This is a genomic window from Halomonas sp. B23F22_3, from assembly GCF_043496965.1.
Classification (GTDB): Bacteria; Pseudomonadota; Gammaproteobacteria; order Pseudomonadales; family Halomonadaceae; genus Halomonas.
In genome coordinates this window covers 144,392-166,069 of sequence record NZ_JBIEKG010000005.1, presented here as the reverse complement: position 1 = coordinate 166,069, position 21,678 = coordinate 144,392, and the positions used below count along the sequence as shown (strand labels likewise).

Here is a 21,678-nt window from a genome sequence, read left to right as displayed (position 1 = left end):
GGGTGGGACTGGTCTAGGTTGAGAGGCTCAGTCCAATGAGGAGGACGAATGATGTCCAACGTGATGCGGATTCTTGAGTCTCAAGTCGAACAGACGAATCAGGGTGAGTTCGACCTGATTGCTACCGTGGGCGCCGGTGAGGCGGATGATGTGGTCAGTGGTCGGGAAGTGAAGCCGGACAAGCGGCTGCCGCCATTCGTGTCGATCGAAAGCCTTGGCTCCGATATGACTCCGAAAGTTTTGTTGATCGAGACGGAGAGCCCCGATGATCCGTCCACGATCCAGCGCCTCAAGGACGACTTGGGGGTTTATCAGCCCCGCATGCCCTAAGCCTGGCCCAGTCGCTTCACCTGCCGCCGGGCTTTGCGCTTGGCGGTTTTGAGGCAGTGAATTTATACTAAAATATGAAGATAAAGTCAGTTTTTGGTGTGGTGATATGAAGTATTTCTTATATTTAAGATTTTTAGGTGTAGTGGATGATATTTGAAGCCGTTTTTTGGTTTGCTTTATTTCTATTATTTGCAAGAGTTGTTGGTGCAGCTTGTAGCGATATGCTTTCTGGGACGGAAAGATTTTCATTGAATGCTAGAGCTTTTGTAGGAGTTTTAAGGTTTTTTATAGCAGTGGGTTACTTTGTTTTTTTTGGTATTTTTGCTTATTGGTTTTTATTTTAGAGGCTTTTTTCAATTGCTCTCCTCCCGGTGTTGGGACGGGACAATGCTAGCCGTCGCGGCGTCCGCCTCCTGCTGCTGATCAATTCGGCGGAACTCCAGCACCCAGACCCACGGGTTGGCGTCCCAGCTGCCATCGCCATTGATCGACTTCCAGAGCCTCGCGAACGATGACCGCGCATCCTCGTGGACTTCTTTCTGGTCATGCCGCCATCCGCTGTGACCTACGCCCATGCCATCGTGGAATGCGGCACCCTCGGCGCGCGCATCGGCCTCGGTGGTGTCCTGCAGGCGCTCGACGCGCACATCGGTGACCTCAAGCAGCAGGCGGCAGGCCCAGCGGGGCATGTGGATGGAGGGGCGCCACCTAAATCCGCTGGTGGAGCGCTCCCACCCAGTCCGGTAAATGGCGGCTTCATAGTCGTCGTCAGGGTCTTGGGCTATATCGACGCCAATGCTTTGCGCGTAGGCGGTGATTGGCACCAGGGCGTGCGCCTCCCGCACCCACAGCCGGTCGCCGGGCTGGCCGTAGGGGCAGACCGTGCCCGCGAACCCCTCCCAGCCACCTGCCTGGTTCTGCAGCTCCCGCTCTACGTGCACCATCGAACCGACGCCATTGCACGGCCACCAATGGCCTGGTGCCCCCGGGTAGTCGTCCGGAGTGGTTCCCGGCTGAGGCTTCAACAGACGCCGCGTCTGTGTCTTCCGGCCGTCGAGCAGGGCGCGGACCATCTCGTCGTTGAACAGGATCGGGCGCTCTTTCATGCCGGCACCTCCAAGTGCTCGACCTCGAGGTCGGACATGTCCACGAACTCCGGGTCGCCCTTCTGTGAGACGCAGTTCAGGACGTTGCTGTGGGTGATCACGGCGTTCACGGCCTCGACCAGCTCGTCCTTGTCGTACCACTCATCGTTGACGATCGACTTGGCGACTTCGCGCAGGGTTTCCGCGTCGCCGCTGAGCTGCCGGCGAAAGCCGTTCATCGAGAACTTCATCTCTCGCTCCTTGGCCCTGCGGGCCGGTGGTGGGTGTCACGCCGCTTCCGGCGTGGCCGGGGCCATGAGGGCCTGGGCGAGCGGCGTGGTCGGCTTCACTGCTAGCATCACGATTTCAGAATCCTCATTCCCCCAGCGGCCTATCTCGGTGAAGCCTTCCGGCACCTCGAACGGCAGCGTGTCGATGTAGGCCTCGACGTCGGCGAAGTAGCGCTCGCTCTCTTCTGGCTGCTCGTCGGGGTCGGGCTCTTCGACGACATGCAGATGAGTCTCGAAGCCCATCGGCTCGAAGATGTCTTTCACGGGCCGCTCTTCGAGGAGCGGGTGGTTCGTCAGCTGGTCGATCAGTCGCATTGCTCTGCTCCTGCAGTTGAGTGATGCCCCATCTCGGAGGGGTAGCCGGCACTGCCCGCGCCTGCCGCGTTGCGGTACGCCCGGCCCGCCACTCCAGCCCAGTTGCTGGAACGGTGACGGGGTAGGGCGGGAGTAGCGGCGCGTCTCTGCTGCCCTGGAATATTCGGTACAGGTGACCCACCGGCCGCGCCCGTTCCTGCGGGCAGCTCGGTAACAGCCGGATGTGGCGAAGGTGTCAGGCGGCGCGCTTGATGCGCAGCCGCATGCGGTGGGCGTTGGTGCTAATGCGGCGCCGGCCGTTGGCCCGGGCCTCGTCCCGCACTTCCTCTGGCATCTGGCAGACCCGGCTCCAGACGCCGTTGTAGCTGATCACCAGTCCCAGCCCTTTCAGGTGCGCCACGGCCTGCTTCATGGACAGGCCGCGCTCGATGCAGTCGATGATCAGCGGGTCGATGGCGCTCCAGTTCCGGGCGTGCCAGCCGCGGCGGTGCGGGCCGGTGAAGCCGTAGCGGCGAGCGGCGCCCTTGATGCTCTCCAGCGGCAGAACCATCGCCTCGGCCGCCTGGGCGTAGGTCAGGCCCTGGTCGAGCAGCTCGCCGAGCCGGCGGCGCTCGGTGGTGGTCCATTCGTGCACGATGGCCTCCATGAGAAAGGGCCCCGCAGGGCCCGATGTCGTCAGGGGGAGAAGCTGCCCAGCAGGCACTCGAGCTCGGGAAGCGCCTCCTCGATACGGCTGGCGAACTCGCCGGCGATCTCCTGCTCGGCGGCATCGAGGGCCATGGCGCGCAGGCGGAAGCCGGGGCCGCCCTTGGTCAGGCTGGCGACGCGCATCTCGAGGTTGCGCTCATCGAGTCCCTCGTAGGGCGCGAGGCGCCAGGTGATTGTGGCCGGCAGGCGCTCGGCGTTCTTCACCGTGACCTTGCTCATCACACCGACCTGCGAGCTGTGCTCCTGCTTCTCGCTGTCGATGCTGGTCAGGTCGTCTATGGAGACTTTCCGGAAGGCGTGGATCACCTTGCGCAACTCCAGCGCTTCGCCCTTGCTGTTGGCGAAGGTCATCAGGTGCCCCCAGTCCTCGAGCAGCTCGACCATGCCCTCCTGGTCGAAGGTGTTGCCGTTGGCACGATGGAAGGCGATGAACTCTGGCGTCTTGGGCAGCGACAGGATGGCCGCGTGGTCGCAGTGCCCCGGGGCTTCATGACTGCCGATGTCGAGGTAACAGCGTGCCGCCATGTCGTCGCGGTCGATGAAGACCGGCGTCTTCGCCGCGGCCCGCTCGCCCAGGTAGTGGGTGAAGTCGCCAAGCCCCTTGGTCGAGAACTTCCCGCGGAAGCGGCGGCGCTGGTCCTGGTACTTCTCCATGTCCTGGAGGCTGAACTGGTCGCCGATCACCAGGGCGTGGCCGTTGGCGACTTCGGTGCCGGTCTTGTGGGACTGCTCGATGTGCTGCAGGGCTTCTTTGGTGAGGCTCACTGGTCATTCTCCTGTTGCTGCTGCGGGGTGGTCTTGCGGTGGGGGTGGCCGATCATGTCGAACTGGTTCTTCGGCTCGAGGGTCATCTCGCCGCCGGTGTTCACGTACATCACCGTTTCGGTGGTGTGGTCCTCGGCGGTGGTGCCGTGGGCCGTCGGCACCTTGAAGGCGAGCTTGTGTGCCACGCTCACCTGGCTGCCGGAACCGATATTCTCGACGGTCAGGTCAAGCGTGACCTTGGCCTTCTTCTTCGGATTGTCGGTGGCGGCCGCCGCGGCGTGGCTGAGGATGGTGCCCAGGCGCTCGGCCAGGACGCCGCCGTCCAGATCCTCGAAGAAGCGGGTCACGTCGGTAGGGTGTGACATGGTGGGTTTCCTCTTTCGGGTAGTGGCGGGGCCCGGCAGGGCCCCGGGTGGGTGGTCAGGCGGCCTCGAGCGAGGCCAGGGCGTTCCGGTAGCCGCTCCACTTCTCCACGCCGGCATCCAGCAGGGCGTCGAGCTTGGCCTGGGCGGCGAGCAGGGCGTCGTATTCCTTGCGGGGGATCTCGACCGTCTCCGGCTTTGCCACCTGGCTGCCGCGCTGGAAGGTGTCGGCGGCCTGGGTGATGCGGCTGGTGTCGATCGTCTGGCGCACTGTGCGGTCAGTGCCCGGCTGGGCGGGATCGACGCCGACCTGCGCAGGTTCCTGGGGCGCCTCCTCGCGCGCCTGCGGCTCAGCCTCGGCCTTCGCTTTGGCTTCCTCCTCCTGGCGGATGCGCTCGCGCTCGGCCTCGAGCCGCTTCTGCTCCTCCTGCTGGTGGTGGGCGATGCGGTTCTCGACCTGGAGCTTGATGAACTCGGCATCGCGCTGGATCAGGTCGCGCCAGTCGCTGAACAGGAAGGCGTAGTCGCCCTGGTGCTTCTCGATCAGTGCCTTGTTGTCGGCCAGGCGCTGGGCTTCCTGCTGCCCCTCGACCTTGGCCCGGGCCACCTCGTCATCGGCGGCGGCCTGCAGGGTGGCGATGGTCTTCTTGCCCTTCATGGCGCCGGCCACGTTCAGGCTGTGGGCCGGCTCCACGGGGCAATCCAGCTCGGCCAGGAATGCATCGAAGGATGCCGCGGCCTTGCGCTGGATCTCGAGGCGGCGGTTGTCCTTCTCCGCCCTGACCAGCTTCTCGAGCTGCAGGCGCTTCTTGCGCATGGTCTCGGTCAGCTCATCGATGGTGGCGAACACCTCGGCGATGCTGGCGGTCTGCTCGAGCGCGGCCTGCTTGCTGGCCTTGAGTTGCTTCTCGCCCTTCTGCAGGAACTTGACCGTGGACTCGGCGTCGGCGAAGTCCTTGTCGGTGGCGAGCTCGGTCTTGATGCCCTCGATCATGGCCAGAGCGCGTTGCTTGAAGTCCGGCAAGTTGCTGGCGGTGACCGCGCCGTCGAGGTTGATCTTGAGCGACGGCAGGGCCTCGGGCGCCTCGCCCTGAGGGGCGACCGTTTGCTCGGTGGGCTGGTAGTCGGCGAGGTCCTGGCGGAACTGCTCCCAGCCGGTGATCAGCTGGCTGGCGTGGAAGTCATCCAGCGAGGCCCAGGTGTAGACGGTGTTCTCCTCGGTCCCGTCGGTCACCATGTAGAGCCACTTGTCGGCGCCACTGACCAGCAGCTGCTGGACGACTTGCCAGTAGTCTTCCTCTGGGATGCTGCCGCCACGCACTGCTTCTGCCTTGGCGGCGTTCCACTGCTTGCACTCCCAGCCGATGCTTTCGAGCATGGTGATGCCGTCCATGCTCGCCAGAAGGGTGGGGTGCTCGTCGCTGATGCCGGTGACGGGGAACAGCTCCTCGCCGACGATCGCCTCGGCGATCGGGCGGGCCTTGGCCTCGATCTCGTGCCCCCTGTCCAGTACGTTGCGCTGGAACCAGTCACTGAACTCGCGTTCCGATCCGGTCGCCTTCATGTGCAGAAGGTCGTTGCGCTTCACGTACTTTGAGCGGGCCATCATGATCGAGGCCTCGCTGGCGGTGTCGTGCTGGGCACGTAGGGTGTGCCACTCCTGGCTGCCTTGCTGGACGTTGACGATCTTCATGCCTGCACCTCGCGGATCTGCTGTTTCTGTTCGTCGGTGAGCTGGGCCTTGCTGGTCAGGAAGTCGATGACCTGCTCGGGCGTTCGCTTGCCGGCCTCGATGGCGGCCTCCCAGGTGGGGAAGTTGGCCTCGAACTGGTCGGCCGGGTAGAAGGGCAGGGCCTGTGGCTCCTCCTTCGGGGGCGTGACGTCGCGCTCCACGTTGGTCGAGCGGTAGCGGTCGGCCTCGTCCTCGTCGATGATCCCGGAGAGCCCGAAGGCGTAGCGGGCGCACTGGATGGTGGACTTGTGGCGCAGCATGCGAACGGGCCATTTCTTCCACGGCTCGGTGGTGCCGCCGCACTCGCTCAGGTACTCGGTCACCTCGGTGGGGCGGCTGCGGTCCTTGCGGTAGATCCGGCAGGTGATGGCCAGCAGGTTGCCCTGGTCGTCGAGCCGGTCGTCGAACTCCATGCCGTCGAACTGCGGGTGGCTGTTTATGATCTTCAGCCAGCCGTCGATCGAGACAATGGGCTGGATAGCGCCGCGGTTGTTGAAGGCGTAGATCTCTTTCGCCAGCGGGTTCAGCCGGTACTCGTTGGCGATGGACATGAAGACCATGAGCTCGTCATGGGTGACCTGTTGCGGGTTGCCCTGGCGATCCTTCTTGGCCTGCATGAGGGTGTTGGTCATGATCTGCTGCACCGTGTCGGGATCGACGCTCAGGCGCGTGGCCATGGCCTGGAAGGGGGTGAGCTGCTGGCTTTGTTGCCCCGGGTGCTGGTGGACTTGCGCGGTCTGGTTCATCAGGGTGATACTCCTCTCGATTCGTATGGACTCGGATCATCCGGCCCTGCCCAGCTCCACACTGGTCAGGGCCTTTTTCATGCCGCGATGTCGGCGGCATCCTCGTCGGCGACTGCCATCGCCCAGGCCTTGAGCTCGGCGATGCCATCCACCGACTGGATATAGCGCTCGACCATCTGGGCGACGGTCAGGTCGAGGGTCATCTCGCCGGCGCCTTCGCCCAGCAGGCCTTCCTCTACCAGATGCTCCGCGAAGCCGGCGATGGCGTCGGGGTTGCCGTCCTGCACGGCGTCGTAGGGGCGTTGGGCGCGGGGCGACAGGGCGTGGCGGTAATCGATAGCGGTGGGCATCAGGCGGCCTCCTTGGTGATCCGGTGGGCGACGATCCAGCGGGCGAGCCGGTCGCGCTGCTGGGCGAGGGTGCACTCGTGCTCGCCGATGAATTCCGGCGGCGCGTCGGCGGCCGTCTCTTTCCCGTTCGCGCTGACGATGGCGTTGGTGATGTGCACGAGGTAGCCGTCCTCCCGACACTTCACGCACGAGACCGTGGCGCCATTGGCCAGGAAATCGACGTCGTGCTGTACGTAGCGCCCGGTCTGCGCTCGGCCGGAAGCGGCCAGCGACTGAATGGCGGCGAGAAGTTGAAGCTGGTCATTGCTCAGCATCGGGGTGGTCCTCCATAAACTCGCGGGCAGCCTCGGGCGCGTTCTTGCCCAGCTGCTCGGCGGTGAGGCGGTACAGGCGGCCGTCGATCAGCACCACATCGGTGCCGCCGGCGGCGATTAGGTGCCGGATGACCCGGCGGGCGGTGGGCTCGTCCACGTCACGCCCTCCACAGCTGCAGCCGCGGCTCGGCCCTGTCGTGCCAGCGGGCATGGAACTCGACGGCCCTGGCGGCGTTGGCCGGATCCTTGGGCTGATTCCAGCGGCTACCGATGATCGGCCGCTCGGGGCCGCGGATGATGGCGCCCCGGGCGCGCTGCTGAGCGCGGTGCTCGGCGACCCGGGTGCGGCGTTCGATGAATGTCATGCCGACCTCCTGACGGGCGTGATAGTGGGATTGGCGATGCCCTCGCGGGCCGCGGCTTCTTTGGCTGCCTTGCGGCTGGTGAAGGGCGAGCCGGGCAGATCACAGCGCGGCGTGCGGCCCTGCCAGGCGATGTATCGGGCGCTCATGAGTCCAGCTCCCACACCTCGCGCAGCTTCTGCTCGAGGCGCTTTTCGTCCAGCCAGTGGTCAAGCTCGAGCCGGCGACTGTGGGCCGCGGCCGCGTCGTCGATCTCGCGCTGACGCTCGCTTTTGGTCTTGGGCAGAAGGGTCTCCATGGTGATCTCCATGTCATGGGCGCCGCCGGTCGGGGCCAGCGCGCTGGTGCAAAAAAGCCCGCCGGGGAGGGCGGGCAGTGCAGGGAAGGGGGTGTGCGCGGCGAATTCTCAACCCACCGGGAAGCTATGGGCCGCACTGCGCAGCGGATCGCTGGCCGGCCTGCCCCGGCTGCCTCACCACTGTGCAGGTGACGCTTATCTCCTATGCTGTGATTTCCACATCGCAACATAAGGAAGTTCCGATGACTCGTGTGTCAGCCAAGTGTCAGAACTGCGGGAGCGATCAGTTCCAAATCCCGGAAGACGGAGACCAGGATCAGATGATTCGTTGTGCATCCTGTGAGACAGAGATCGGTGAAAAGACCGAAGTAATGGCCGAGCTGCGTCAGCGCGCGACTCAGGAAGCCGAGAAGCAGGTCGGTGACATGATGGAGCGCACCTTCAAAGGCTCGAAGGGGTTCACCTTTACTCGGAAGAGGTAGCTGCCCCCGAAGCCGGGCGGCCTATCCCCTCAGGTCGCTCGATTCCTACTTCAAGCCAGCACGCTGCTGAACTAGCTGGCACCAACCTCGATCTTCAGTCGTGACTCTCGCTTTGCCTCGCTTATGGCAACCTCTTCTGATTGTCATCCGTAGAGCGGCCTTCAGCTCTCTCGCCGACCCGTCGTAGCTTTCGCTGATAGGCCATCAAGGCCGCTCTCGGATGGCCCCGATATGCTCAGGGCCAACGTGCCGGTACTGACCCCGGCGTGGTCTTCAATCGAGCGGCTTCGCTACAGCCGGTGCCAACCGCCGCCAGGGTCTAGCCTTCTTCCCGTGCCTGACCTGGCGGCCCCGCTAGGGGCTCTCGAAAGCACGCCTCATGGACGTGGATGCAGCACGCCTGCACCTGCGGATCTCGAGTTGTGAAAGAGCAGGCCCTTGGAGGGCCGTGCCGGAGGGTGTTCGCCCTGCTGGCGTGGTTAAATATCACAAAGCGTGTTCATTCCGTCAACCACAAAATGTGATATTCATGGGCAAAAGTAATCAAGTGCCTGATTATCAAGCACAAAAAAACCCGCCTCGGTGGGCGGGCTTGGAGACTGCGGCTGGAGGGGGTATGTCAGTCGTAGCTGAATCCGCTGTAGGGCTCGCCGCTGGAGTCGATGCCCTGGTGGTAGGTCTGATTGCCGATTTGGCGAGAGGTGCCGCTCCAGCTATTGCCGTCGCTACTCATCCCGTTGTGGAAGGTGGTGCCGCCGATCTGGCGGCTGGTTTGATTCCAGCTGGAGCCGGTATTGCTGTTGTAGCCCTGAACGCTAGTGGTGTTCCCGAAGCGCTGGACGTTATAGCTGTTGCCTGACTGGGCGTCATAGCATGTCTGAAAATTGCCGGATCCGGTGCAGCTGGCTACGCCGGGGCCCGCCACGAAGAGAGCTGTCGCGGCGGCAATCGATACGATGAAGGTACGCATGTGGCTCATCCTTGTGCGATGGGGTGAGCCAACAGCGTAGCAAAATCTTCTTTGATGGGCCGGGGGGGATGGGGGGGAGATGGTCTCAGGCGGCGCCGGCAGCCTGTAGGAGAGGTGTCAGTATCTGCTGAACCACCCACCATGCGATTCCTGCTAGGCCGGCCAAGAGCACGGCCAACCCCCCGAAGGCAGCTTTCCAAGTCACACAATTGTCGAGCTTGCCCTCAATGCGTGCCAACGTGACCTTGATTTCGCTGACGTCGCGCTCCAAGTGCTCGACCCGGGACTCCAGGTTGCTCATGGGTGGCTCTCCCCCTGAACCATCACTTGAGCCGCTAGCGTAAGGCAGATACGACACCCTGTCAGCCATTGCGGCTCTCCTCTTTCAGCCAGTCTAGTACGTTGCCTGCCTGAAAGTGGCGTACGAATCCACAGTTACGGCAGGTGAGGGACATAAACGGAACTTCTCTCCCTGCGAGTCGCGGCGGGGAGTTGATTGTCATGAATATCGTTTGCACCGGGCCGTCGGCAGCATCCGCCATGATAGCTACGTTGTCGTTTTCGCAAGCGGGGCAATTTAAAGAAATACCTTTTTCTATCAGGAAGTTATGGAAGTCAGAGCCAGTGACCTGCTCATAATCACTATCATCGTATTTCATTAGTCGAAATTCTCCCACCAGAAGACCCGCCCAAGGATCCTCGGGGCGTCCGGGTCGGCCAGGCTGTAGACCTCCTCCGGGTACTCCTCACTGTTCTCGCTGACTACGCGAACACGGCCGAGCGGCATGCGATAGAGGCGCTTGATCCTCAACATGCCCCCGTGATCCAGGGCATAGACCTTGCCGTCGATGATGCCGCGGCAGCCCTTGTCGATGCCGATCGTGGCGCCGTCGTTGATGGCTGGCATCATCGAGTCGCCCTTGGCTACGGCCAGCGCGGCGTTCTCGGGCTGAACCCCAGCACGGGAAAGGCGCGGCAGGCTGAATCGCTCCTCGGCGCCATGGTTCTCGATGACTTGGGTGCAGCCTTCGCCTGCCGCGAACTCGACCTCGCGGAACATCGGCAGCATCACCTCGTCCGGGCGAAGCGGCTCGTCCCCTTCGATCAGCTCGTGATCGAGCATTTCGGCGTTGCCTTCAATCGATCGCTTGGGCCTCAGCTCGGTGACATTGCCGCCGACGTCCTCGCCAGTCCAGAGCCACCCCTCGCTAACGCCAAGAGCCTTCGCCAGCAAAACAACATCACTGCTCTTAGGCTCGCGCAGCCCGCGCTCGTAGTTGGAAACGCGCCCTTGCGAGTTCCATCTACACGCCTTGGCTAATTCAGGCTGAGTCATATTCGCCTGCTGCCTAGCCTGCTTGATGCGGTCGCCGATCGTAGAGCCTGCCACCTGAACCTCTCTATCCATGGAGCCGGCGGACCGTAGACACGCCGGTGACACGGTTTGTGTCAACTGACCTGCATTATCAACACGGAGCGTGTTAGCTGCACTCGACGTTTTGTGATTGCTTAAACCACAAAACGTGATATTCTGCCCAGAAACACAGCGAGGCGATGGCATGGACATTCGTTCCCTCCGCGCCAAGGCGGGCATGACCCAGAAAGAGCTGGGCGAAGCCTGCGGCCTTGGTCAATCGACAATCGGCAACTACGAGGCGGGCATCCGCGCCCCAAGTCTCGAGGTGGCTCAGAAGATCATTGAGGCGGTTCGGTCCCGCGGTGTTGACGTGTCCATCGAAGACCTCTTCACCGCGGCGGCTGCCGCCTGATTTCCCCAACCGCCTGCCTGTGAAGGCCGCGAGACCAGCAACGCCACAGAAGGAATTGCACATGCTGTCACGCATTGCCGAAGGCGACCGGCGCCACAAGCCGGAAGGCGAGCACTTGGACAACCCGACCCGGGTTAGATGGAAGGACGCCGAGTTCGTGTCCTTGGAGAAACTGGCCGCGATGCGCCACGAGGGCGTGATCGCCCACGCGATTCGCGAATGTGCGCTGATCGGCATGGATGTGCTCGAGGCCCGGCAGGACGTCCTGCTGGCTCGGCTGGCCGAGAACCTGGGCATGGAACACGCCCAGGAGGAGATGTTGGCGGCGCTCATGGCGAACCTCGTCGAAGCCCGTATTAGCGAAAGACTGGACCAACGACAGACGGCCTAGAAGGGCCCGGGAGTACCGCATGAATCAGCGGATGCTGAGAAGGAGCCTGGCAATGGTAGGGCCGCAGACGCGGCAGGCACTGGAGCAGGAGGCGGTACGCCAGGGAACGAGCGTGGAGCAGGTATTCCTCGACGAGATGATCGAGGCTGCCGGCCCGCTGAAGGATCAGCTCTACAGCCTGAAGCGTCGGCGCACGATGCGCGTCGTGGAGTAGGACGGCGGGGCTTCGGCCCTGCTGGTTCGGGAAATACGGGGCCCTGTTAGGTCATTTCCCACTACGCGATATAAGGCCGTAAACGAGAAAGCCCGGCGCAAATGCTGGGGAGCATGCCGGGCTTCAGATCACAAGCAAGGTGATGAGTGAATTATGAGCGATACAGCCGAGATTATCCAGTTCCCTGAGCGTCGTGATGACGCCCAATCGCCGGGCCCTAATAGGTCGGGCAGGAGCATCCAGGTGGAAGATGGATTCACCCGCACAGCCAATGCGCTCGTCGAAGCATTCGCCCGCTCGCCGCTGACAAGCCGGGAGGCCCGGGTGATCCGTGTCGTCGAGCGGATGACCTACGGCTGGAACAAGGCCGAGGACTGGATCGCTGCATCCGTCATCAGCGAGATGACCGGCATGTCCGAGGGCAAATGCTCCGAGACGCTCAACGGGCTCATCCGCAAGCGTGTGCTGGTCCGTAACGGCGGTGGCCGCTCTCCGGTGCGCATCAACAAGGACATCGGGCAGTGGGACTTCACCGCCCAGAGATCTCGAGTTACCCCAAAACGGAAGCCCGAATCAACTTGGGGTGACTCACCCCAAGATGGGGTATCTGAGTCACCCCAAGATGGGGAGACACCGAAAGACATGAAAGACATACCCCCTCTCCCTTCGGTCGAGGGGGAAGGAGCCTCGCCGAAATCCGGCCAGGCCCCAGATCCTGCCAAGCCGAAACCGGCGAAGCCTGCCCAGAAGGCCAAGCCGACTCAGCTCGACCTGAGCAACCTGCCCAGCGAGGTCTCCACCGAGGCCGTCCAGGGTTTCATCGAGCACCGCAAGGCGCTCAAGAAACCGCTGACCCAGCGGGCGCTGAACCTGAACGTCAACGAGGCGCTGCGCGCCGCCGAGCGTATCCCTGACCTGACTGCCGACCAGGCGCTGGACGAGACCGTGCTCGCCGGCTGGCAGGGCGTAAAGGCCGACTGGCTGGCTCGCCGGCTGGGCAGCCAGCAGCAGCGGCCCGGCAGTGGGATGAATCAAGCCGAGCGGCTGCATGCCGCCAACCAGCAGGCCATCCGCGAGGCCGTGGCTCGCCGCCAGAACCGCCCGGATGATGTGGGCGACCTGCTCGACGCCGAGGGAGGGCACTGGTGATGACTGAGCACGACTTCGAGAAGTTCGCCGAGGTGTGGAGCCAGGCGCAGGAGATCTACAACCGCAGCGTCACGCCGGGAACTATCGAGCTGGTGTTCCGTGCCCTCGAGCAGCTCGAGCTCGACGAGATCCAGCGCGCTCTGACCCTGCACATCCAGAGCCCGGACACCGGCCAGTTCCCGCCCAAGCCCGGCGACGTGATCAAGTTCGCCCGCGGCGACAGCCAGAGCCGCACCCTGCAGGCCTGGGCCAAGGTCGAGCGAGCGATCCGCAGCGTGGGGCATTACCGGGATGTCGCGTTCGACGACCCGCTGATTCATGCCGCAATCGAGCGCATCGGGGGCTGGCCCAAGGTGGCCATGGTGGACAGTGAGAAGGACATGGTGTGGCTCCGCCAACGCTTCGAGGCGCAGTACCGGGCCTATGCCGTGCACCGCCCCGAGGGCTGGCCGGCTTTCCTGGCGGGTGCCGCCACCCAGCAGAACGTCCAGATCGGGCAGCACACCCGAGGCGTCCTGCCCGGCAAGGACATTGCCGTGATCGGCAACCAGCAGCGCGCCATGCGCGTGATGGAGAACGGGCGAGAAGCTCTGGCCAACGGCACCGAGGTGAAGCGCCTGACCGACGACAGCCTTGCCGGCCTGCTGGGCCACATGAAATCCAAGCAAAAGGGAGCGGCATGACCATGGGCACTGTGACATCACTGGCGCCGCGCCGCGGCCGGCGCCTGGACAACCCTGAGGGCCAGCTGGGCAGGACTTACCTGGTGCTGCGCGACGCTGAGGGCTGGCTGCAGCTGCACGAGATCGGCGCCGAAATCCTCGAGCGCTTCGGCCGCATGGACAGCCATGCCGCCATCTCGGCGCGGATCCGCGAGCTGCGCGGCTACGGGGTGACGATCGCCAACCAGGAGGCGCCGGGGCCGGGCGGTACGAGGCCCCATGAGTACCGGATGTATGACGCCGGCAGCGCCGGGCCGGGAGGGGCGGCGTGACTCTTCGCATCGGCAACTGGGAAATCATTATCCGCCGCAAGCCGCCTCGTCCCAACGTGCCGATCACTCGGGCGCAGAGCCTGGGGCGGAAACGGCTCGCGACGAGCCGGAGGAGTGCACTGTGAAGGAGCCCAAGCGCTACGTGGCCACAGCCGGAACGATTGAGGAGGCCTTGGCCGCCATCGCCAAGTTCCCGGGGATGCTCAACCAGGCATTCCGCCGCTGGAAGCGGGTACGGATGGTGATCGAGGAGGAGCCTGAGCGTCGAAGCATCGACCAGAACTCCCTGCAGTGGAAGTGGTGCAGCGATGCCGCCAAGCAGGGCGACATGACCGCCGAGGACTACCAGGCCTTCTGCAAGCTGCACTTCGGCATCCCGATCCTGCGTCGCGACAGCGCCGAATACTGCGAGGCCTACGACCGGATCATCAAGCCGCTGCCCTACGAGCAGAAGCTTGAGCTGATGAAGGCGCCCTTCGAGTGGCCGGTCACCCGGGGCATGACGAAGAAGCAGCTGACCGAGCATCTGAACCGCGTCTACGAGCACTTCACCGGCCTGGGCTTCCGCCTGACGGACCCGGGGCTCAAGGGCATCGGCCCCAACCAGTATCGCGAGGTGGCAGCATGAAGCGCGGCGGGCCTCTCAAACGAAAGACGCCGCTGCCCCAGGGCGAGCCGCTCCGGTCCCGAAAGCCGATGAAGCGAGCCGGCCGGCGCAAGACTCCGGCCAGCCACTCCAGTGACCAACGATGGCGCAGCGAGGCCTATCTCGCCTGGGTTCGGTCCCTGCCGTGCTGCGTGTGCGGGGCCACCACCGGCATTGCCGCTCACCACCTGATCGGCATGTGGCAGCTGGGCGGCATAGGGCTGAAGGCTTCGGACAGCTTCGTCATGCCGGCCTGCGACCCGATCTACGGCCACGACCGTGACTGCCACCAGCAGATCCACGCCCACAAGTACCTGCGCGACCGGCAGCCGGGCTTCGTGCGCGACACGATCAGCCGAGCCGTTCGCCGGTTCGATGGCGAGATCCGGGCCGAGCTGGTGAAGGCCTGGCAATTCATCGACGAGAGAGAGGCAGCGTGATGTTCGACCTGGGCCAATGCGAGAAGTGTGACGAGTCGGCAGTAGCTGTCAACGAGGACGGCGAAGCGCTGTGCGAGGACTGCATCTTCGAGCAGACCTGTGAAGAGATGTTTGGCGACCAGGAGGGCGACTGATGCTGCTGTTCGTTCCCTACCTGGGGCCATCTACCAATGCCATCTACGCCGGCGTCCACTGGGCGAAACGCAAGAAGGCCAAGGATGCCGCGCTGGCGGCGACGCTTGAGGCGGTGCGCGGCATCGGCCTGGGCGCCGTGGACGGAAGGGTAGACCTGGTCTTCCGCCCGCGGCTGGGCAAGGGCGTGCGTCGTCGAGACACCAGCAACGCCAGCATGACCGCCAAGCTGATCGAGGACGCCTTGGTGAAGGCCGGGGTGCTGGCCGACGACACCGAGGCCCACGTGCGCCGGGTGATCCTCGAGCCTGCCGAGATCGATCGCCAGGCAGAGACGGGCACCTGGGTGGAGATCATCGAGCTGGACGGGGATAAATATCCGCTCCAGGGGATAGGCGGAGGTTTATCCGCCAAGAGGGATAAATGAGGCCGAAATCCCGGCTCCGGTGGACGGAGTAGACAGGGTGGACGGCAGTGGACAGCAGCGGACAGCGAAGGCAACTCAACAGAGCAACGGAAGGGTCGACAGGATGCGATACGGCAGTGCACGGCAGATGATCTTCGATGCGTACCGGACGACCGGCAACAGCGTGATGGCGGGGGCCGCGGAGAAGGCGAAGCTGGGGGCAGACGTGCAGCTCAGCCAGCGGCAGAGCAACGACTGGCGGATAGTGCACGGCCTGGAGGCAGGGGCGGTGATCTCTCAGGTGGAGGCGTTGCCGGCTCACTTGCAGGCACTGGCCCGCTACTGCTTCGGGCCGTTCACCCGGGACGAGCTCGCGGCGGATGCTGAGGTGGTGCAGATTGCGCTGTACCGGAAGCTCCTGGCCGATGGTGTGAAGCTGCCGGGGCAGGGCAGGGGGAAGCCTACGGCTGAGCAGTTGGAGACGCTGCGCTATCTAAGTGCCGCGGCGCTGTACCACCACAGTGAGACGACCTGGCCTTATCGGCGTCAAGGCCTACCAACTCCAGTAGCTGTGAAGGCGTGGATGGCTGGCGAACTCGGTGTGAAGATCGAGACTCGTTTCTGGAGACGTGCAGACAGGGCAACTTGGGGGGTTGTTTGGGATCAGGGATTAAGCATACTGGACTCTTGGGAGCGTCAGTGTTTATCCACAATTTCATCAGCAGTTCCGCAAGCTGCTTGAGCGTTAGGGAATAGCATTGGCGATGTAGGCTGCTGGTGAATACTCAAGGAGTCGAGTCTTATGGTTGATGAGCACGGGTTTAAGAAATCTGACGACGGGCTTGATGATAACTTCAAAGACAAACTTTTAGCCATTGGTAAAGGTGTTGCTGGAGTTTGTCCTTACGGGGGCGTTGTTGCAGAAGTCGTGAGTTCAGTGATTCCCGGTCAGCGAGTTGACAGAATAACTGAATATCTTCGTCAGCTTTCCCTTCGAGTAGATGCGATGGATGAGCAGGTCAAAAAAGAGATTGCACGTAGCCCCAACAAGATTGATCTTGTTGAAGAGGGTGGCCATCAAGCTGCTAGGGCGATCTCTCGAAATCGCATCGAAATGATAGTGTCAGCTGTTGAGCGAGGGTTGACTGAAGATGAAGCTGAAGTCTTGAGAAGAAAGCGCTTGCTCAAGCTATTAGGTGAACTGGATGATGATGAGCTGGCTTTGTTAAATGCTTATGGTCAGAGTTATGGTGGTGGTGCTGGAGAGGATAATCCTTTTGAGAATGTGAATATGCCACACCCACCTAACCTGAGCTCAGGTCCGGAAGAAATAGATAAATACCAGCTTTTCCAAGCTGGTAGGGACAGCTTGCTGAGGCTGAAGCTTCTCAGGAAAAATTACGGAAATGTTAAGAAAGGTCAGCTTCCTGAGTTTGATCCACGTGAGGGAGATTTCAAAAGTCGTGTAGAAGTTTCACAGCTGGGCAGGATGCTTCTAAAAGAAATTGGCATGCCCTCGCCGTTTGATCAAAAGCAGTAAGTAGTTGGCCCTGCTCAAGGGGTTGTTTCCTGCATCTGAATCGCCTACCATCATTCCATGATCAGAATACTGCGCCCTAACTTCTATGTCGGGGCGTTTTCGCATGGAGTGCGATGTGCCCGATTACCTGTTTCCTGCGCTGAGCCACTGCCTGGTTGTGTTGGAGACAGCCAAGTCCTCGTGGATCGAGTGGGCAACTCTAGCAGCACCGCTTGCTGGCGTGGTGCTTGGTGCTGGGCTAGCGCACTGGCTCAGCAAGAGGCAGGACAGAGAGCGGCTCAAGCAGGAGAAGCTCGAGGAAATATTCTCTGCCTGCACAGAGCTAGAGAACGAGCTCATCGCCTTTATCGACGACTTCATCCACTCTCTGAGGGTCAATGAAGACGGTGAGATTGAGTGCCAGAGAGAGCGTCGCGAGTCTTTAAATAGGTTGAAGGCCATAATGGACAGGCTTGATTTCCTCATGCTTGTGCACATGCCTTCTCACGGAGTCCTCAGAAGCAGGCTTCTCCAGGGCGTCATCAGTATCGGAATGAAGATATCGACAACGTCGAGCTCTGTTCACCAAATGGAGGCTTCTTCTCTGGATAGTCGAAAGAAGTCCCTGCGTGACACACGAGGTCATGTCGTCCTCGGCATTCGCGCGGTCAAGGAAGCTGCCCATACTGAGGCGCGACGCCGATTGGGCGTTAAGCAATAACCCCGAGGCCCTGCCAGTTCCTGGCGGGGCCTTTCCGTTTACTCCCACGCCGTGAGGCGCCGGAGACCCTATGAAAGCATCAGACCTCAACTTCGCGGACGACGTGGAGCACTTCGCCCCGGGCGAGTTCCCGGGTGATGCGCTCAACCACACTGACGCGAACCTGATCCTCGCCCTGGACGAGCTACGCGACATGCTGGGCGCGCCGATCCTGCCCTCGCCGGTGCTGGCCGGCTGGTATCGCACCAGTGGCAGCAAGGGCAGTCGCCACTACGCCGTGGGGCGCCTGTCCGACGCCGGCGATGTCTTCCCCGACTGCAACATCGTCCATGCCCTGCTGACCGCCATGCGCCAACGCGCCTGGGGCGGGATCGGCGTCTACCTGGACACCACCGGCCCGAACGGCCAGCCCTGGCCGATGTTCCACCTCGATCTTCGGCCCGGGGAGCAGGTGCTGTGGATGCGCCTGCCGGGCAACCGCTACGTCTACCCGCAGTCCTCGGCCGCGGCCCGGGAGGAGTTCACCCGGCGCCTGGCGGAGGTGGCGTGATGGCATCGAAGCAGGAGGGGACGATGCTCGAGCGCCACTTCCAGACCGGGGTGCAGATGGTGATGGTCGCGCTCCTGCTGTGGGCTGGCCGGGAACTGGTGGCCCTGGGCCAATCCAGTGCGGTACTCGAAGAGCGCCTGGCAGCCCAGGGCACTCTGCTCGCCGAGATGCGGGCGGAGATGCAGGAGATGAGCCAGGTCTATTTCCGCCGGGCCGACGCCCGCCGGGAGCTCGACGCCATCGAGAGCCGGATCGAAGGCCTGGACGTCCGAGTCTCCGAGCTGGAGGCCCGCTGATGCGAACCATGATCACTGCGGCCTGCCTGGCGGCACTGTCAGGATGTGCGTCCATCGAGTCGCCCCTAGACGACGGCTATCGGGTCGGTGACTTAAGCCGCACCGTCTACGGTGGGACCGCACACCTGATGTCCCTGCGTGATGCCTACTGCGACGCCGCGGATGACACCGCGCGCAACGCCCTGCTGCTCGGCATCCGCGCCATCGAACCGGGATATCCGGTAGAGGGCGTCTGCATGAGCCTCCCGGGCGCTGGCCGATGAACGCCGAGATCCTGCAGCTTCCATGGACCGAGCGCTACTTCGGCGACGCGCCGGAGTGGATCGCGCCGGGCCGGGCCATGGTGATTCTCCGGCGCGCCATGCGCCTGCGGATCACCGAGGACGACGGCACACGCTGGGTGCTGGAGATCCCCGAGGGCTATGTCAGTGACCGGGCCAGCGTGCCGCGGCTCGCCGCCTGGTTCGCGCTGCCGGCGGGTGACCTGGAAGTTGCCAGCTACCCCCACGACTGGATCTACAGTCACGGCGGCCGGCTCTATGGCAAGGACAAGACCTGGGCCGATGCGCTGTTCCGCGCGGTCATTAAGGCCACGCCCACCGACGTCCCCGGCTGGCGTATCGCCGGCAGCTATTACGCTGTGCGTCTGGGAGGTGATGGCGGATGGAAACACGGCTGGGCCGATTGGCCCGAACCGCAGCAGGGCCCCGTTTCTTGAGAGGGAACGGTGATTTTCCATTCGTCTCAGTCTTCGCAGAACTCCTCCACGGGAGCTTTGATCTGTCGGCCTCCAAACCAGACGATCTTGGCATCGTAGTCATCGGCGAAGAAGTCGATCAGATCTGGCCAATCGCGATGCGGGCGCTTCCGGTAGGGCGTTTCGTAGTCAGGCTTCCACCACCGGTTGTACGTCACAATCGCCCGGTCAGGGGATGTCTTCCGCTTTTGGGTATTCAGTGGGAGCTGCAGGAAGTAGGCGTGTGACCATTCTGCCAAGTCGAGCATACGGTCGGTGACCTTGATCTTCTTGCCGGGAGTGCGTGGCGACACAACCTCCCCAAGCCAGATTTCTCGCTCCTTGGTCACCTTGTGCAAAGGGTGCTTGGGAGCTCTGAGCCTTCTATGTAACCGCGAAGCCAGCCCGACGTATTGCAGCGACGCATCGCGCTCGTCTGGTTGTTTGCCGATGATCATGTACAGGCCGTCGTCATAATCGAATTTCGTGACGTCCTTCGCTTCTTCAAGCGTGTAAGGGCCAAACCAGTCGATGATCGCCGTCAGTGCTTTCTGCATTGATGTTTTCTAATTAAGTTGAGTTGAGCAGGAAGGCTACCTCAACTCCGAGGGTTTGGGCCACGCCGTGAGGCGCCGCCCGCACTCGCCTGGCACGCCGTGAGGCGCCCGGGCCCTATTCATGGAGACAGTCATGGCCGACAAGCCTCGCTACCGGCAGACCGACATGGCTGCCCAGGTTCGGCGCGTGGAGCCGAAGCCGACGTTCAATCCCACCTATCAATTCACTGGCCGCACATTCGTTGAGCGTGACAAGCCGGGCAAGCGCCCGGAGTAAGCGAAGGGCCACCTATCCGAGGACGGTGGGCACTATGGCAAGACCGAGCAAATACACGAAGGCCATCGGAGATCGAATCTGCCGGCGCCTGGCCGAAGGGGAGTCTCTGCGCTCCATCTGTTCTGATCCCAAGCTGCCGACCAAGTCAACGGTGCTCCTGTGGGTGGTGGACGGTAAGCACGACTCATTTTCGGACCAGTACACACGGGCGAGAGAGGCGGCCGGCTACTCCCATGCCGATCGCATCATCGACACCATCGATCAGGTGGGCGCCAAGGACATGAAGCCTGAGGTGGCGAAGGTGATCCTGGACGGCCTGAAGTGGTCGGCCGAGCGCATGTCCCCCAAGGCGCATTCTCCGCGCCACCAGCTGACAGGCGCAGGGGGCGGGCCGGTCGAGAGCGTGACCACGATCGAACTGGTGGCTGCCGACGGTGATGAAGGAGATGCCTGATGGGCACCGTTCAGGTCAAGCTGCCGCCCAAGCTGGTCCCGGTCTTCTCCGACCCGAACAAGCGCTACCGCGGAGCCTACGGCGGGCGGGGCTCGGGCAAGACCCGCACCTTCGCCAAGATGACGGCCGTGCGCGGCCTGATGTTTGACCAAGAAGGGCGCAGTGGGCTGATCCTCTGCGGCCGTGAGTTCATGAACTCGCTGGACGAGTCCTCGATGTCGGAGGTGAAGGCGGCCATCCAGTCCGAACCCTGGCTGGCGGCCCACTACGACATCGGCGAGAAGTACATCCGCACCAAGAGCGGGCGCATTCAGTTCGCGTTCTCCGGTCTGCGCCACAACCTGGACAGCATCAAGTCCAAGGCGCGCATTCTGATCCTGTGGGTGGACGAGGCCGAGCCGGTCAGCGAGAAGGCCTGGCTGAAGGTCATCCCCACGGTGCGCGAGCACGGCTCCGAGATCTGGATCACCTGGAACCCGGAGCTGGAGAGCAGCGCCACCCACCAGCGCTTCCGCGTGGACCCGCCGGCCGACTCGATCATCGTCGAGATGAACTGGCGGGATAATCCCTGGTTCCCGGACGTGCTCAACCAGGAGCGCCTCGACGACAAGAAGAAGCGTCCGGATCGCTACGACCACATCTGGGAGGGCGACTTCGTGCGCGTGGTGGACGGCGCCTACTACGCCGACCTACTCACCCAGGCACGCCTCGAGGGACGGATCGGCAAGGTGATGCCCGACCCCTACCTGCCGTTCAAGGTGTTCACCGACATCGGCGGCACCGGGGCCAAGAGCGACGCCTTCTCGATGTGGGTCTGCCAGTTCGTGGCCCGCGAAGTGCGGGTGCTGGACTACTACGAGGCCGTCGGCCAGCCGTTCGCCGCCCACCTGCAGTGGCTGCGCCGGCGCGGCTACGATGACCGCAACACCTCGGTCTGGCTGCCCCACGATGGCGCCACCCACGACCGGGTGCACGACGTCAGCTACGAGAGCGCCTTCCGTGACGCCGGCTACCGGGTGACGGTGGTGCCCAACCAGGGCAAGGGCGCTGCCGCGGCGCGCATCGAGGCCCTGCGCCGGCTGTTCCCGGCGCTGTGGTTCAACGAGACCACCACCAAGGCGGGGCGCGACGCCCTGGGCTGGTATCACGAGAAGATCGACGAGCAGCGCAACATCGGCCTCGGCCCCGATCACGACTGGTCTTCGCACGGGGCCGACTCGGCGGGCCTGATGGCCATTGCCTACGAGCCGCCCCGCGGTGCCGAGCCAGAGTCGTTCGAGCCCGACTTCGTCGCCTGATCCTATCCATCATCATGCCG

Annotated in this window: 41 protein-coding genes; 22 read left to right on the top strand and 19 right to left on the bottom strand. The window is 63.1% G+C overall.

Annotation, left to right across the window (positions count from 1 at the left end; genetic code table 11):
• Positions 1-48: 48 nt before the first annotated feature.
• Positions 49-330 carry a hypothetical protein gene (locus tag ACGTNG_RS12785; RefSeq protein WP_394577440.1) on the top strand — a complete coding sequence of 94 codons (282 nt, stop codon included), beginning with the start codon at positions 49-51 and terminating at the stop codon, positions 328-330.
• A 146-nt stretch (positions 331-476) separates the two neighbouring features.
• A complete protein-coding gene (locus ACGTNG_RS12780) occupies positions 477-674 on the top strand; it encodes a hypothetical protein (protein ID WP_394577439.1) in 198 nt (65 codons plus the stop codon).
• 9 nt (positions 675-683) lie between these two features.
• On the opposite strand, the gene ACGTNG_RS12775 is transcribed toward ACGTNG_RS12780, so the two are convergent.
• The 18 genes from ACGTNG_RS12775 to ACGTNG_RS12690 form a co-directional block, all read right to left on the bottom strand.
• On the bottom strand, positions 684-1,436 hold the full coding sequence (locus ACGTNG_RS12775; protein ID WP_394577438.1) for an ASCH domain-containing protein: 753 nt from the start codon (positions 1,434-1,436) through the stop codon (positions 684-686).
• Positions 1,433-1,666, bottom strand: coding sequence for a hypothetical protein (locus tag ACGTNG_RS12770; protein ID WP_394577437.1), 234 nt, complete (start codon positions 1,664-1,666; stop codon positions 1,433-1,435). The genes ACGTNG_RS12775 and ACGTNG_RS12770 overlap by 4 nt, the downstream gene beginning before the upstream one ends.
• A gap of 36 nt (positions 1,667-1,702) precedes the next feature.
• The gene (locus ACGTNG_RS12765) at positions 1,703-2,020 is read right to left on the bottom strand and encodes a hypothetical protein (RefSeq protein ID WP_394577436.1); all 318 of its coding nucleotides are present in this window, start codon (positions 2,018-2,020) and stop codon (positions 1,703-1,705) included.
• 235 nt (positions 2,021-2,255) lie between these two features.
• On the bottom strand, positions 2,256-2,654 hold the full coding sequence (locus tag ACGTNG_RS12760) for a hypothetical protein (protein ID WP_394577435.1): 399 nt from the start codon (positions 2,652-2,654) through the stop codon (positions 2,256-2,258).
• Positions 2,655-2,695: 41 nt separating this feature from the next.
• Positions 2,696-3,493: a DUF2303 family protein gene (locus ACGTNG_RS12755; RefSeq protein ID WP_394577434.1), complete on the bottom strand. Its 798-nt coding sequence runs from the start codon at positions 3,491-3,493 to the stop codon at positions 2,696-2,698.
• On the bottom strand, positions 3,490-3,858 hold the full coding sequence (locus ACGTNG_RS12750) for a YfdP family phage-associated protein (protein ID WP_394577433.1): 369 nt from the start codon (positions 3,856-3,858) through the stop codon (positions 3,490-3,492). Before ACGTNG_RS12750 ends, ACGTNG_RS12755 begins: the two co-directional genes overlap by 4 nt.
• 55 nt (positions 3,859-3,913) lie before the next feature.
• On the bottom strand, positions 3,914-5,548 hold the full coding sequence (locus tag ACGTNG_RS12745; protein ID WP_394577432.1) for a YqaJ viral recombinase family protein: 1,635 nt from the start codon (positions 5,546-5,548) through the stop codon (positions 3,914-3,916).
• Positions 5,545-6,333, bottom strand: coding sequence for a RecT family recombinase (locus ACGTNG_RS12740; RefSeq protein ID WP_394577431.1), 789 nt, complete (start codon positions 6,331-6,333; stop codon positions 5,545-5,547). The genes ACGTNG_RS12745 and ACGTNG_RS12740 overlap by 4 nt, the downstream gene beginning before the upstream one ends.
• A 77-nt stretch (positions 6,334-6,410) precedes the next feature.
• Positions 6,411-6,683: a hypothetical protein gene (locus tag ACGTNG_RS12735; RefSeq protein ID WP_394577430.1), complete on the bottom strand. Its 273-nt coding sequence runs from the start codon at positions 6,681-6,683 to the stop codon at positions 6,411-6,413.
• Complete coding sequence (locus tag ACGTNG_RS12730) at positions 6,683-6,997, bottom strand: hypothetical protein (protein ID WP_394577428.1); 315 nt, start codon at positions 6,995-6,997, stop codon at positions 6,683-6,685. Before ACGTNG_RS12730 ends, ACGTNG_RS12735 begins: the two co-directional genes overlap by 1 nt.
• Positions 6,984-7,154 (bottom strand): hypothetical protein, encoded by a 171-nt coding sequence (locus ACGTNG_RS12725; protein WP_394577427.1) that lies wholly within the window; start codon positions 7,152-7,154, stop codon positions 6,984-6,986. Before ACGTNG_RS12725 ends, ACGTNG_RS12730 begins: the two co-directional genes overlap by 14 nt.
• 1 nt (position 7,155) lies before the next feature.
• Positions 7,156-7,362: a hypothetical protein gene (locus ACGTNG_RS12720; protein ID WP_394577426.1), complete on the bottom strand. Its 207-nt coding sequence runs from the start codon at positions 7,360-7,362 to the stop codon at positions 7,156-7,158.
• Positions 7,359-7,508, bottom strand: a complete 150-nt coding sequence (locus ACGTNG_RS12715; protein WP_394577425.1) for a hypothetical protein — start codon at positions 7,506-7,508, stop codon at positions 7,359-7,361. The genes ACGTNG_RS12720 and ACGTNG_RS12715 overlap by 4 nt, the downstream gene beginning before the upstream one ends.
• Complete coding sequence (locus tag ACGTNG_RS12710) at positions 7,505-7,657, bottom strand: hypothetical protein (RefSeq protein ID WP_394577424.1); 153 nt, start codon at positions 7,655-7,657, stop codon at positions 7,505-7,507. Before ACGTNG_RS12710 ends, ACGTNG_RS12715 begins: the two co-directional genes overlap by 4 nt.
• A gap of 1,101 nt (positions 7,658-8,758) precedes the next feature.
• Positions 8,759-9,109, bottom strand: a complete 351-nt coding sequence (locus ACGTNG_RS12705; protein ID WP_394577423.1) for a hypothetical protein — start codon at positions 9,107-9,109, stop codon at positions 8,759-8,761.
• Between the two features lie 85 nt (positions 9,110-9,194).
• On the bottom strand, positions 9,195-9,410 hold the full coding sequence (locus ACGTNG_RS12700; protein WP_394577422.1) for a hypothetical protein: 216 nt from the start codon (positions 9,408-9,410) through the stop codon (positions 9,195-9,197).
• Between the two features lie 61 nt (positions 9,411-9,471).
• On the bottom strand, positions 9,472-9,768 hold the full coding sequence (locus tag ACGTNG_RS12695) for a hypothetical protein (protein WP_394577421.1): 297 nt from the start codon (positions 9,766-9,768) through the stop codon (positions 9,472-9,474).
• Positions 9,768-10,517 (bottom strand): XRE family transcriptional regulator, encoded by a 750-nt coding sequence (locus ACGTNG_RS12690; protein ID WP_394577420.1) that lies wholly within the window; start codon positions 10,515-10,517, stop codon positions 9,768-9,770. The genes ACGTNG_RS12695 and ACGTNG_RS12690 overlap by 1 nt, the downstream gene beginning before the upstream one ends.
• A gap of 151 nt (positions 10,518-10,668) precedes the next feature.
• Here ACGTNG_RS12690 and ACGTNG_RS12685 point away from each other — a divergent pair, with 151 nt between their 5' ends.
• The 17 genes from ACGTNG_RS12685 to ACGTNG_RS12605 all read left to right on the top strand — a co-directional run bounded on the left by ACGTNG_RS12685 (position 10,669) and on the right by ACGTNG_RS12605 (position 19,054).
• Positions 10,669-10,878 (top strand): helix-turn-helix transcriptional regulator, encoded by a 210-nt coding sequence (locus tag ACGTNG_RS12685; protein WP_394577419.1) that lies wholly within the window; start codon positions 10,669-10,671, stop codon positions 10,876-10,878.
• Between the two features lie 61 nt (positions 10,879-10,939).
• Positions 10,940-11,269, top strand: a complete 330-nt coding sequence (locus ACGTNG_RS12680; RefSeq protein WP_394577418.1) for a hypothetical protein — start codon at positions 10,940-10,942, stop codon at positions 11,267-11,269.
• A gap of 52 nt (positions 11,270-11,321) precedes the next feature.
• Positions 11,322-11,483, top strand: a complete 162-nt coding sequence (locus tag ACGTNG_RS12675) for a hypothetical protein (protein ID WP_394577417.1) — start codon at positions 11,322-11,324, stop codon at positions 11,481-11,483.
• Positions 11,484-11,636: 153 nt separating this feature from the next.
• Positions 11,637-12,632 (top strand): replication protein, encoded by a 996-nt coding sequence (locus ACGTNG_RS12670; RefSeq protein WP_394577416.1) that lies wholly within the window; start codon positions 11,637-11,639, stop codon positions 12,630-12,632.
• Positions 12,632-13,315, top strand: a complete 684-nt coding sequence (locus ACGTNG_RS12665; protein ID WP_394577415.1) for a DUF6475 domain-containing protein — start codon at positions 12,632-12,634, stop codon at positions 13,313-13,315. The genes ACGTNG_RS12670 and ACGTNG_RS12665 overlap by 1 nt, the downstream gene beginning before the upstream one ends.
• Positions 13,316-13,317: 2 nt before the next feature.
• Positions 13,318-13,626 (top strand): hypothetical protein, encoded by a 309-nt coding sequence (locus ACGTNG_RS12660; protein WP_394577414.1) that lies wholly within the window; start codon positions 13,318-13,320, stop codon positions 13,624-13,626.
• 121 nt (positions 13,627-13,747) lie between these two features.
• Positions 13,748-14,254, top strand: a complete 507-nt coding sequence (locus ACGTNG_RS12655) for a NinB/YbcN family protein (protein WP_394577413.1) — start codon at positions 13,748-13,750, stop codon at positions 14,252-14,254.
• Positions 14,251-14,712: a DUF968 domain-containing protein gene (locus tag ACGTNG_RS12650; protein ID WP_394577412.1), complete on the top strand. Its 462-nt coding sequence runs from the start codon at positions 14,251-14,253 to the stop codon at positions 14,710-14,712. The genes ACGTNG_RS12655 and ACGTNG_RS12650 overlap by 4 nt, the downstream gene beginning before the upstream one ends.
• Positions 14,709-14,846 carry a hypothetical protein gene (locus ACGTNG_RS12645; protein WP_394577411.1) on the top strand — a complete coding sequence of 46 codons (138 nt, stop codon included), beginning with the start codon at positions 14,709-14,711 and terminating at the stop codon, positions 14,844-14,846. The genes ACGTNG_RS12650 and ACGTNG_RS12645 overlap by 4 nt, the downstream gene beginning before the upstream one ends.
• Positions 14,846-15,271 (top strand): RusA family crossover junction endodeoxyribonuclease, encoded by a 426-nt coding sequence (locus ACGTNG_RS12640; RefSeq protein WP_394577410.1) that lies wholly within the window; start codon positions 14,846-14,848, stop codon positions 15,269-15,271. The genes ACGTNG_RS12645 and ACGTNG_RS12640 overlap by 1 nt, the downstream gene beginning before the upstream one ends.
• Before the next feature lie 127 nt (positions 15,272-15,398).
• On the top strand, positions 15,399-15,992 hold the full coding sequence (locus ACGTNG_RS12635) for a hypothetical protein (protein ID WP_394577409.1): 594 nt from the start codon (positions 15,399-15,401) through the stop codon (positions 15,990-15,992).
• Positions 15,993-16,052: 60 nt separating this feature from the next.
• The gene (locus tag ACGTNG_RS12630; RefSeq protein ID WP_394577407.1) at positions 16,053-16,790 is read left to right on the top strand and encodes a hypothetical protein; all 738 of its coding nucleotides are present in this window, start codon (positions 16,053-16,055) and stop codon (positions 16,788-16,790) included.
• Between the two features lie 115 nt (positions 16,791-16,905).
• On the top strand, positions 16,906-17,490 hold the full coding sequence (locus ACGTNG_RS12625; RefSeq protein WP_394577406.1) for a hypothetical protein: 585 nt from the start codon (positions 16,906-16,908) through the stop codon (positions 17,488-17,490).
• A gap of 70 nt (positions 17,491-17,560) precedes the next feature.
• Positions 17,561-18,040, top strand: coding sequence for a hypothetical protein (locus ACGTNG_RS12620; protein ID WP_394577404.1), 480 nt, complete (start codon positions 17,561-17,563; stop codon positions 18,038-18,040).
• Complete coding sequence (locus tag ACGTNG_RS12615; protein WP_394577403.1) at positions 18,040-18,336, top strand: hypothetical protein; 297 nt, start codon at positions 18,040-18,042, stop codon at positions 18,334-18,336. The genes ACGTNG_RS12620 and ACGTNG_RS12615 overlap by 1 nt, the downstream gene beginning before the upstream one ends.
• Complete coding sequence (locus ACGTNG_RS12610) at positions 18,336-18,599, top strand: hypothetical protein (RefSeq protein WP_394577402.1); 264 nt, start codon at positions 18,336-18,338, stop codon at positions 18,597-18,599. Before ACGTNG_RS12615 ends, ACGTNG_RS12610 begins: the two co-directional genes overlap by 1 nt.
• Positions 18,596-19,054, top strand: coding sequence for a DUF1353 domain-containing protein (locus ACGTNG_RS12605; RefSeq protein WP_394577400.1), 459 nt, complete (start codon positions 18,596-18,598; stop codon positions 19,052-19,054). Before ACGTNG_RS12610 ends, ACGTNG_RS12605 begins: the two co-directional genes overlap by 4 nt.
• A 26-nt stretch (positions 19,055-19,080) precedes the next feature.
• Here the strand turns inward: ACGTNG_RS12605 and ACGTNG_RS12600 are convergent, their stop codons facing one another.
• Entirely contained in the window at positions 19,081-19,629 is a 549-nt protein-coding gene (locus ACGTNG_RS12600) for a hypothetical protein (RefSeq protein WP_394577399.1), read from the bottom strand.
• 133 nt (positions 19,630-19,762) lie between these two features.
• Between ACGTNG_RS12600 and ACGTNG_RS12595 the strand changes: the two genes are divergently transcribed.
• From ACGTNG_RS12595 to ACGTNG_RS12585, 3 genes are read left to right on the top strand one after another with little or no spacing between them, the layout of a single operon-like run.
• Positions 19,763-19,906 carry a hypothetical protein gene (locus ACGTNG_RS12595; RefSeq protein WP_394577398.1) on the top strand — a complete coding sequence of 48 codons (144 nt, stop codon included), beginning with the start codon at positions 19,763-19,765 and terminating at the stop codon, positions 19,904-19,906.
• Positions 19,907-19,940: 34 nt separating this feature from the next.
• On the top strand, positions 19,941-20,360 hold the full coding sequence (locus ACGTNG_RS12590; protein ID WP_394577397.1) for a terminase small subunit-like protein: 420 nt from the start codon (positions 19,941-19,943) through the stop codon (positions 20,358-20,360).
• Positions 20,360-21,658 carry a PBSX family phage terminase large subunit gene (locus tag ACGTNG_RS12585; RefSeq protein WP_394577396.1) on the top strand — a complete coding sequence of 433 codons (1,299 nt, stop codon included), beginning with the start codon at positions 20,360-20,362 and terminating at the stop codon, positions 21,656-21,658. The genes ACGTNG_RS12590 and ACGTNG_RS12585 overlap by 1 nt, the downstream gene beginning before the upstream one ends.
• Positions 21,659-21,678: the final 20 nt, after the last annotated feature.

Excerpts from the sequence above, each read along its gene's own strand:
- ACGTNG_RS12705 (WP_394577423.1), bottom strand. The coding sequence starts at position 9,109 with ATGCGTACCTTCATCGTATCGATTGCCGCCGCGACAGCTCTCTTCGTG.
- ACGTNG_RS12735 (WP_394577430.1), bottom strand. The coding sequence starts at position 6,683 with ATGCCCACCGCTATCGATTACCGCCACGCCCTGTCGCCCCGCGCCCAA.
- ACGTNG_RS12715 (WP_394577425.1), bottom strand. The coding sequence starts at position 7,508 with ATGAGCGCCCGATACATCGCCTGGCAGGGCCGCACGCCGCGCTGTGAT.
- ACGTNG_RS12695 (WP_394577421.1), bottom strand. The coding sequence starts at position 9,768 with ATGAAATACGATGATAGTGATTATGAGCAGGTCACTGGCTCTGACTTC.
- ACGTNG_RS12720 (WP_394577426.1), bottom strand. The coding sequence starts at position 7,362 with ATGACATTCATCGAACGCCGCACCCGGGTCGCCGAGCACCGCGCTCAG.
- ACGTNG_RS12700 (WP_394577422.1), bottom strand. The coding sequence starts at position 9,410 with ATGAGCAACCTGGAGTCCCGGGTCGAGCACTTGGAGCGCGACGTCAGC.
- ACGTNG_RS12590 (WP_394577397.1), top strand. The coding sequence starts at position 19,941 with ATGGCAAGACCGAGCAAATACACGAAGGCCATCGGAGATCGAATCTGC.
- ACGTNG_RS12730 (WP_394577428.1), bottom strand. The coding sequence starts at position 6,997 with ATGCTGAGCAATGACCAGCTTCAACTTCTCGCCGCCATTCAGTCGCTG.
- ACGTNG_RS12785 (WP_394577440.1), top strand. The coding sequence starts at position 49 with ATGATGTCCAACGTGATGCGGATTCTTGAGTCTCAAGTCGAACAGACG.
- ACGTNG_RS12775 (WP_394577438.1), bottom strand. The coding sequence starts at position 1,436 with ATGAAAGAGCGCCCGATCCTGTTCAACGACGAGATGGTCCGCGCCCTG.
- ACGTNG_RS12780 (WP_394577439.1), top strand. The coding sequence starts at position 477 with ATGATATTTGAAGCCGTTTTTTGGTTTGCTTTATTTCTATTATTTGCA.
- ACGTNG_RS12740 (WP_394577431.1), bottom strand. The coding sequence starts at position 6,333 with ATGAACCAGACCGCGCAAGTCCACCAGCACCCGGGGCAACAAAGCCAG.
- ACGTNG_RS12685 (WP_394577419.1), top strand. The coding sequence starts at position 10,669 with ATGGACATTCGTTCCCTCCGCGCCAAGGCGGGCATGACCCAGAAAGAG.
- ACGTNG_RS12635 (WP_394577409.1), top strand. The coding sequence starts at position 15,399 with ATGATCTTCGATGCGTACCGGACGACCGGCAACAGCGTGATGGCGGGG.
- ACGTNG_RS12680 (WP_394577418.1), top strand. The coding sequence starts at position 10,940 with ATGCTGTCACGCATTGCCGAAGGCGACCGGCGCCACAAGCCGGAAGGC.
- ACGTNG_RS12620 (WP_394577404.1), top strand. The coding sequence starts at position 17,561 with ATGAAAGCATCAGACCTCAACTTCGCGGACGACGTGGAGCACTTCGCC.
- ACGTNG_RS12670 (WP_394577416.1), top strand. The coding sequence starts at position 11,637 with ATGAGCGATACAGCCGAGATTATCCAGTTCCCTGAGCGTCGTGATGAC.
- ACGTNG_RS12615 (WP_394577403.1), top strand. The coding sequence starts at position 18,040 with ATGGCATCGAAGCAGGAGGGGACGATGCTCGAGCGCCACTTCCAGACC.
- ACGTNG_RS12630 (WP_394577407.1), top strand. The coding sequence starts at position 16,053 with ATGGTTGATGAGCACGGGTTTAAGAAATCTGACGACGGGCTTGATGAT.
- ACGTNG_RS12765 (WP_394577436.1), bottom strand. The coding sequence starts at position 2,020 with ATGCGACTGATCGACCAGCTGACGAACCACCCGCTCCTCGAAGAGCGG.
- ACGTNG_RS12650 (WP_394577412.1), top strand. The coding sequence starts at position 14,251 with ATGAAGCGCGGCGGGCCTCTCAAACGAAAGACGCCGCTGCCCCAGGGC.
- ACGTNG_RS12595 (WP_394577398.1), top strand. The coding sequence starts at position 19,763 with ATGGCCGACAAGCCTCGCTACCGGCAGACCGACATGGCTGCCCAGGTT.
- ACGTNG_RS12750 (WP_394577433.1), bottom strand. The coding sequence starts at position 3,858 with ATGTCACACCCTACCGACGTGACCCGCTTCTTCGAGGATCTGGACGGC.
- ACGTNG_RS12640 (WP_394577410.1), top strand. The coding sequence starts at position 14,846 with ATGCTGCTGTTCGTTCCCTACCTGGGGCCATCTACCAATGCCATCTAC.
- ACGTNG_RS12675 (WP_394577417.1), top strand. The coding sequence starts at position 11,322 with ATGGTAGGGCCGCAGACGCGGCAGGCACTGGAGCAGGAGGCGGTACGC.
- ACGTNG_RS12585 (WP_394577396.1), top strand. The coding sequence starts at position 20,360 with ATGGGCACCGTTCAGGTCAAGCTGCCGCCCAAGCTGGTCCCGGTCTTC.
- ACGTNG_RS12745 (WP_394577432.1), bottom strand. The coding sequence starts at position 5,548 with ATGAAGATCGTCAACGTCCAGCAAGGCAGCCAGGAGTGGCACACCCTA.
- ACGTNG_RS12605 (WP_394577400.1), top strand. The coding sequence starts at position 18,596 with ATGAACGCCGAGATCCTGCAGCTTCCATGGACCGAGCGCTACTTCGGC.
- ACGTNG_RS12665 (WP_394577415.1), top strand. The coding sequence starts at position 12,632 with ATGACTGAGCACGACTTCGAGAAGTTCGCCGAGGTGTGGAGCCAGGCG.
- ACGTNG_RS12710 (WP_394577424.1), bottom strand. The coding sequence starts at position 7,657 with ATGGAGACCCTTCTGCCCAAGACCAAAAGCGAGCGTCAGCGCGAGATC.
- ACGTNG_RS12690 (WP_394577420.1), bottom strand. The coding sequence starts at position 10,517 with ATGGATAGAGAGGTTCAGGTGGCAGGCTCTACGATCGGCGACCGCATC.
- ACGTNG_RS12610 (WP_394577402.1), top strand. The coding sequence starts at position 18,336 with ATGCGAACCATGATCACTGCGGCCTGCCTGGCGGCACTGTCAGGATGT.
- ACGTNG_RS12770 (WP_394577437.1), bottom strand. The coding sequence starts at position 1,666 with ATGAAGTTCTCGATGAACGGCTTTCGCCGGCAGCTCAGCGGCGACGCG.
- ACGTNG_RS12660 (WP_394577414.1), top strand. The coding sequence starts at position 13,318 with ATGGGCACTGTGACATCACTGGCGCCGCGCCGCGGCCGGCGCCTGGAC.
- ACGTNG_RS12600 (WP_394577399.1), bottom strand. The coding sequence starts at position 19,629 with ATGCAGAAAGCACTGACGGCGATCATCGACTGGTTTGGCCCTTACACG.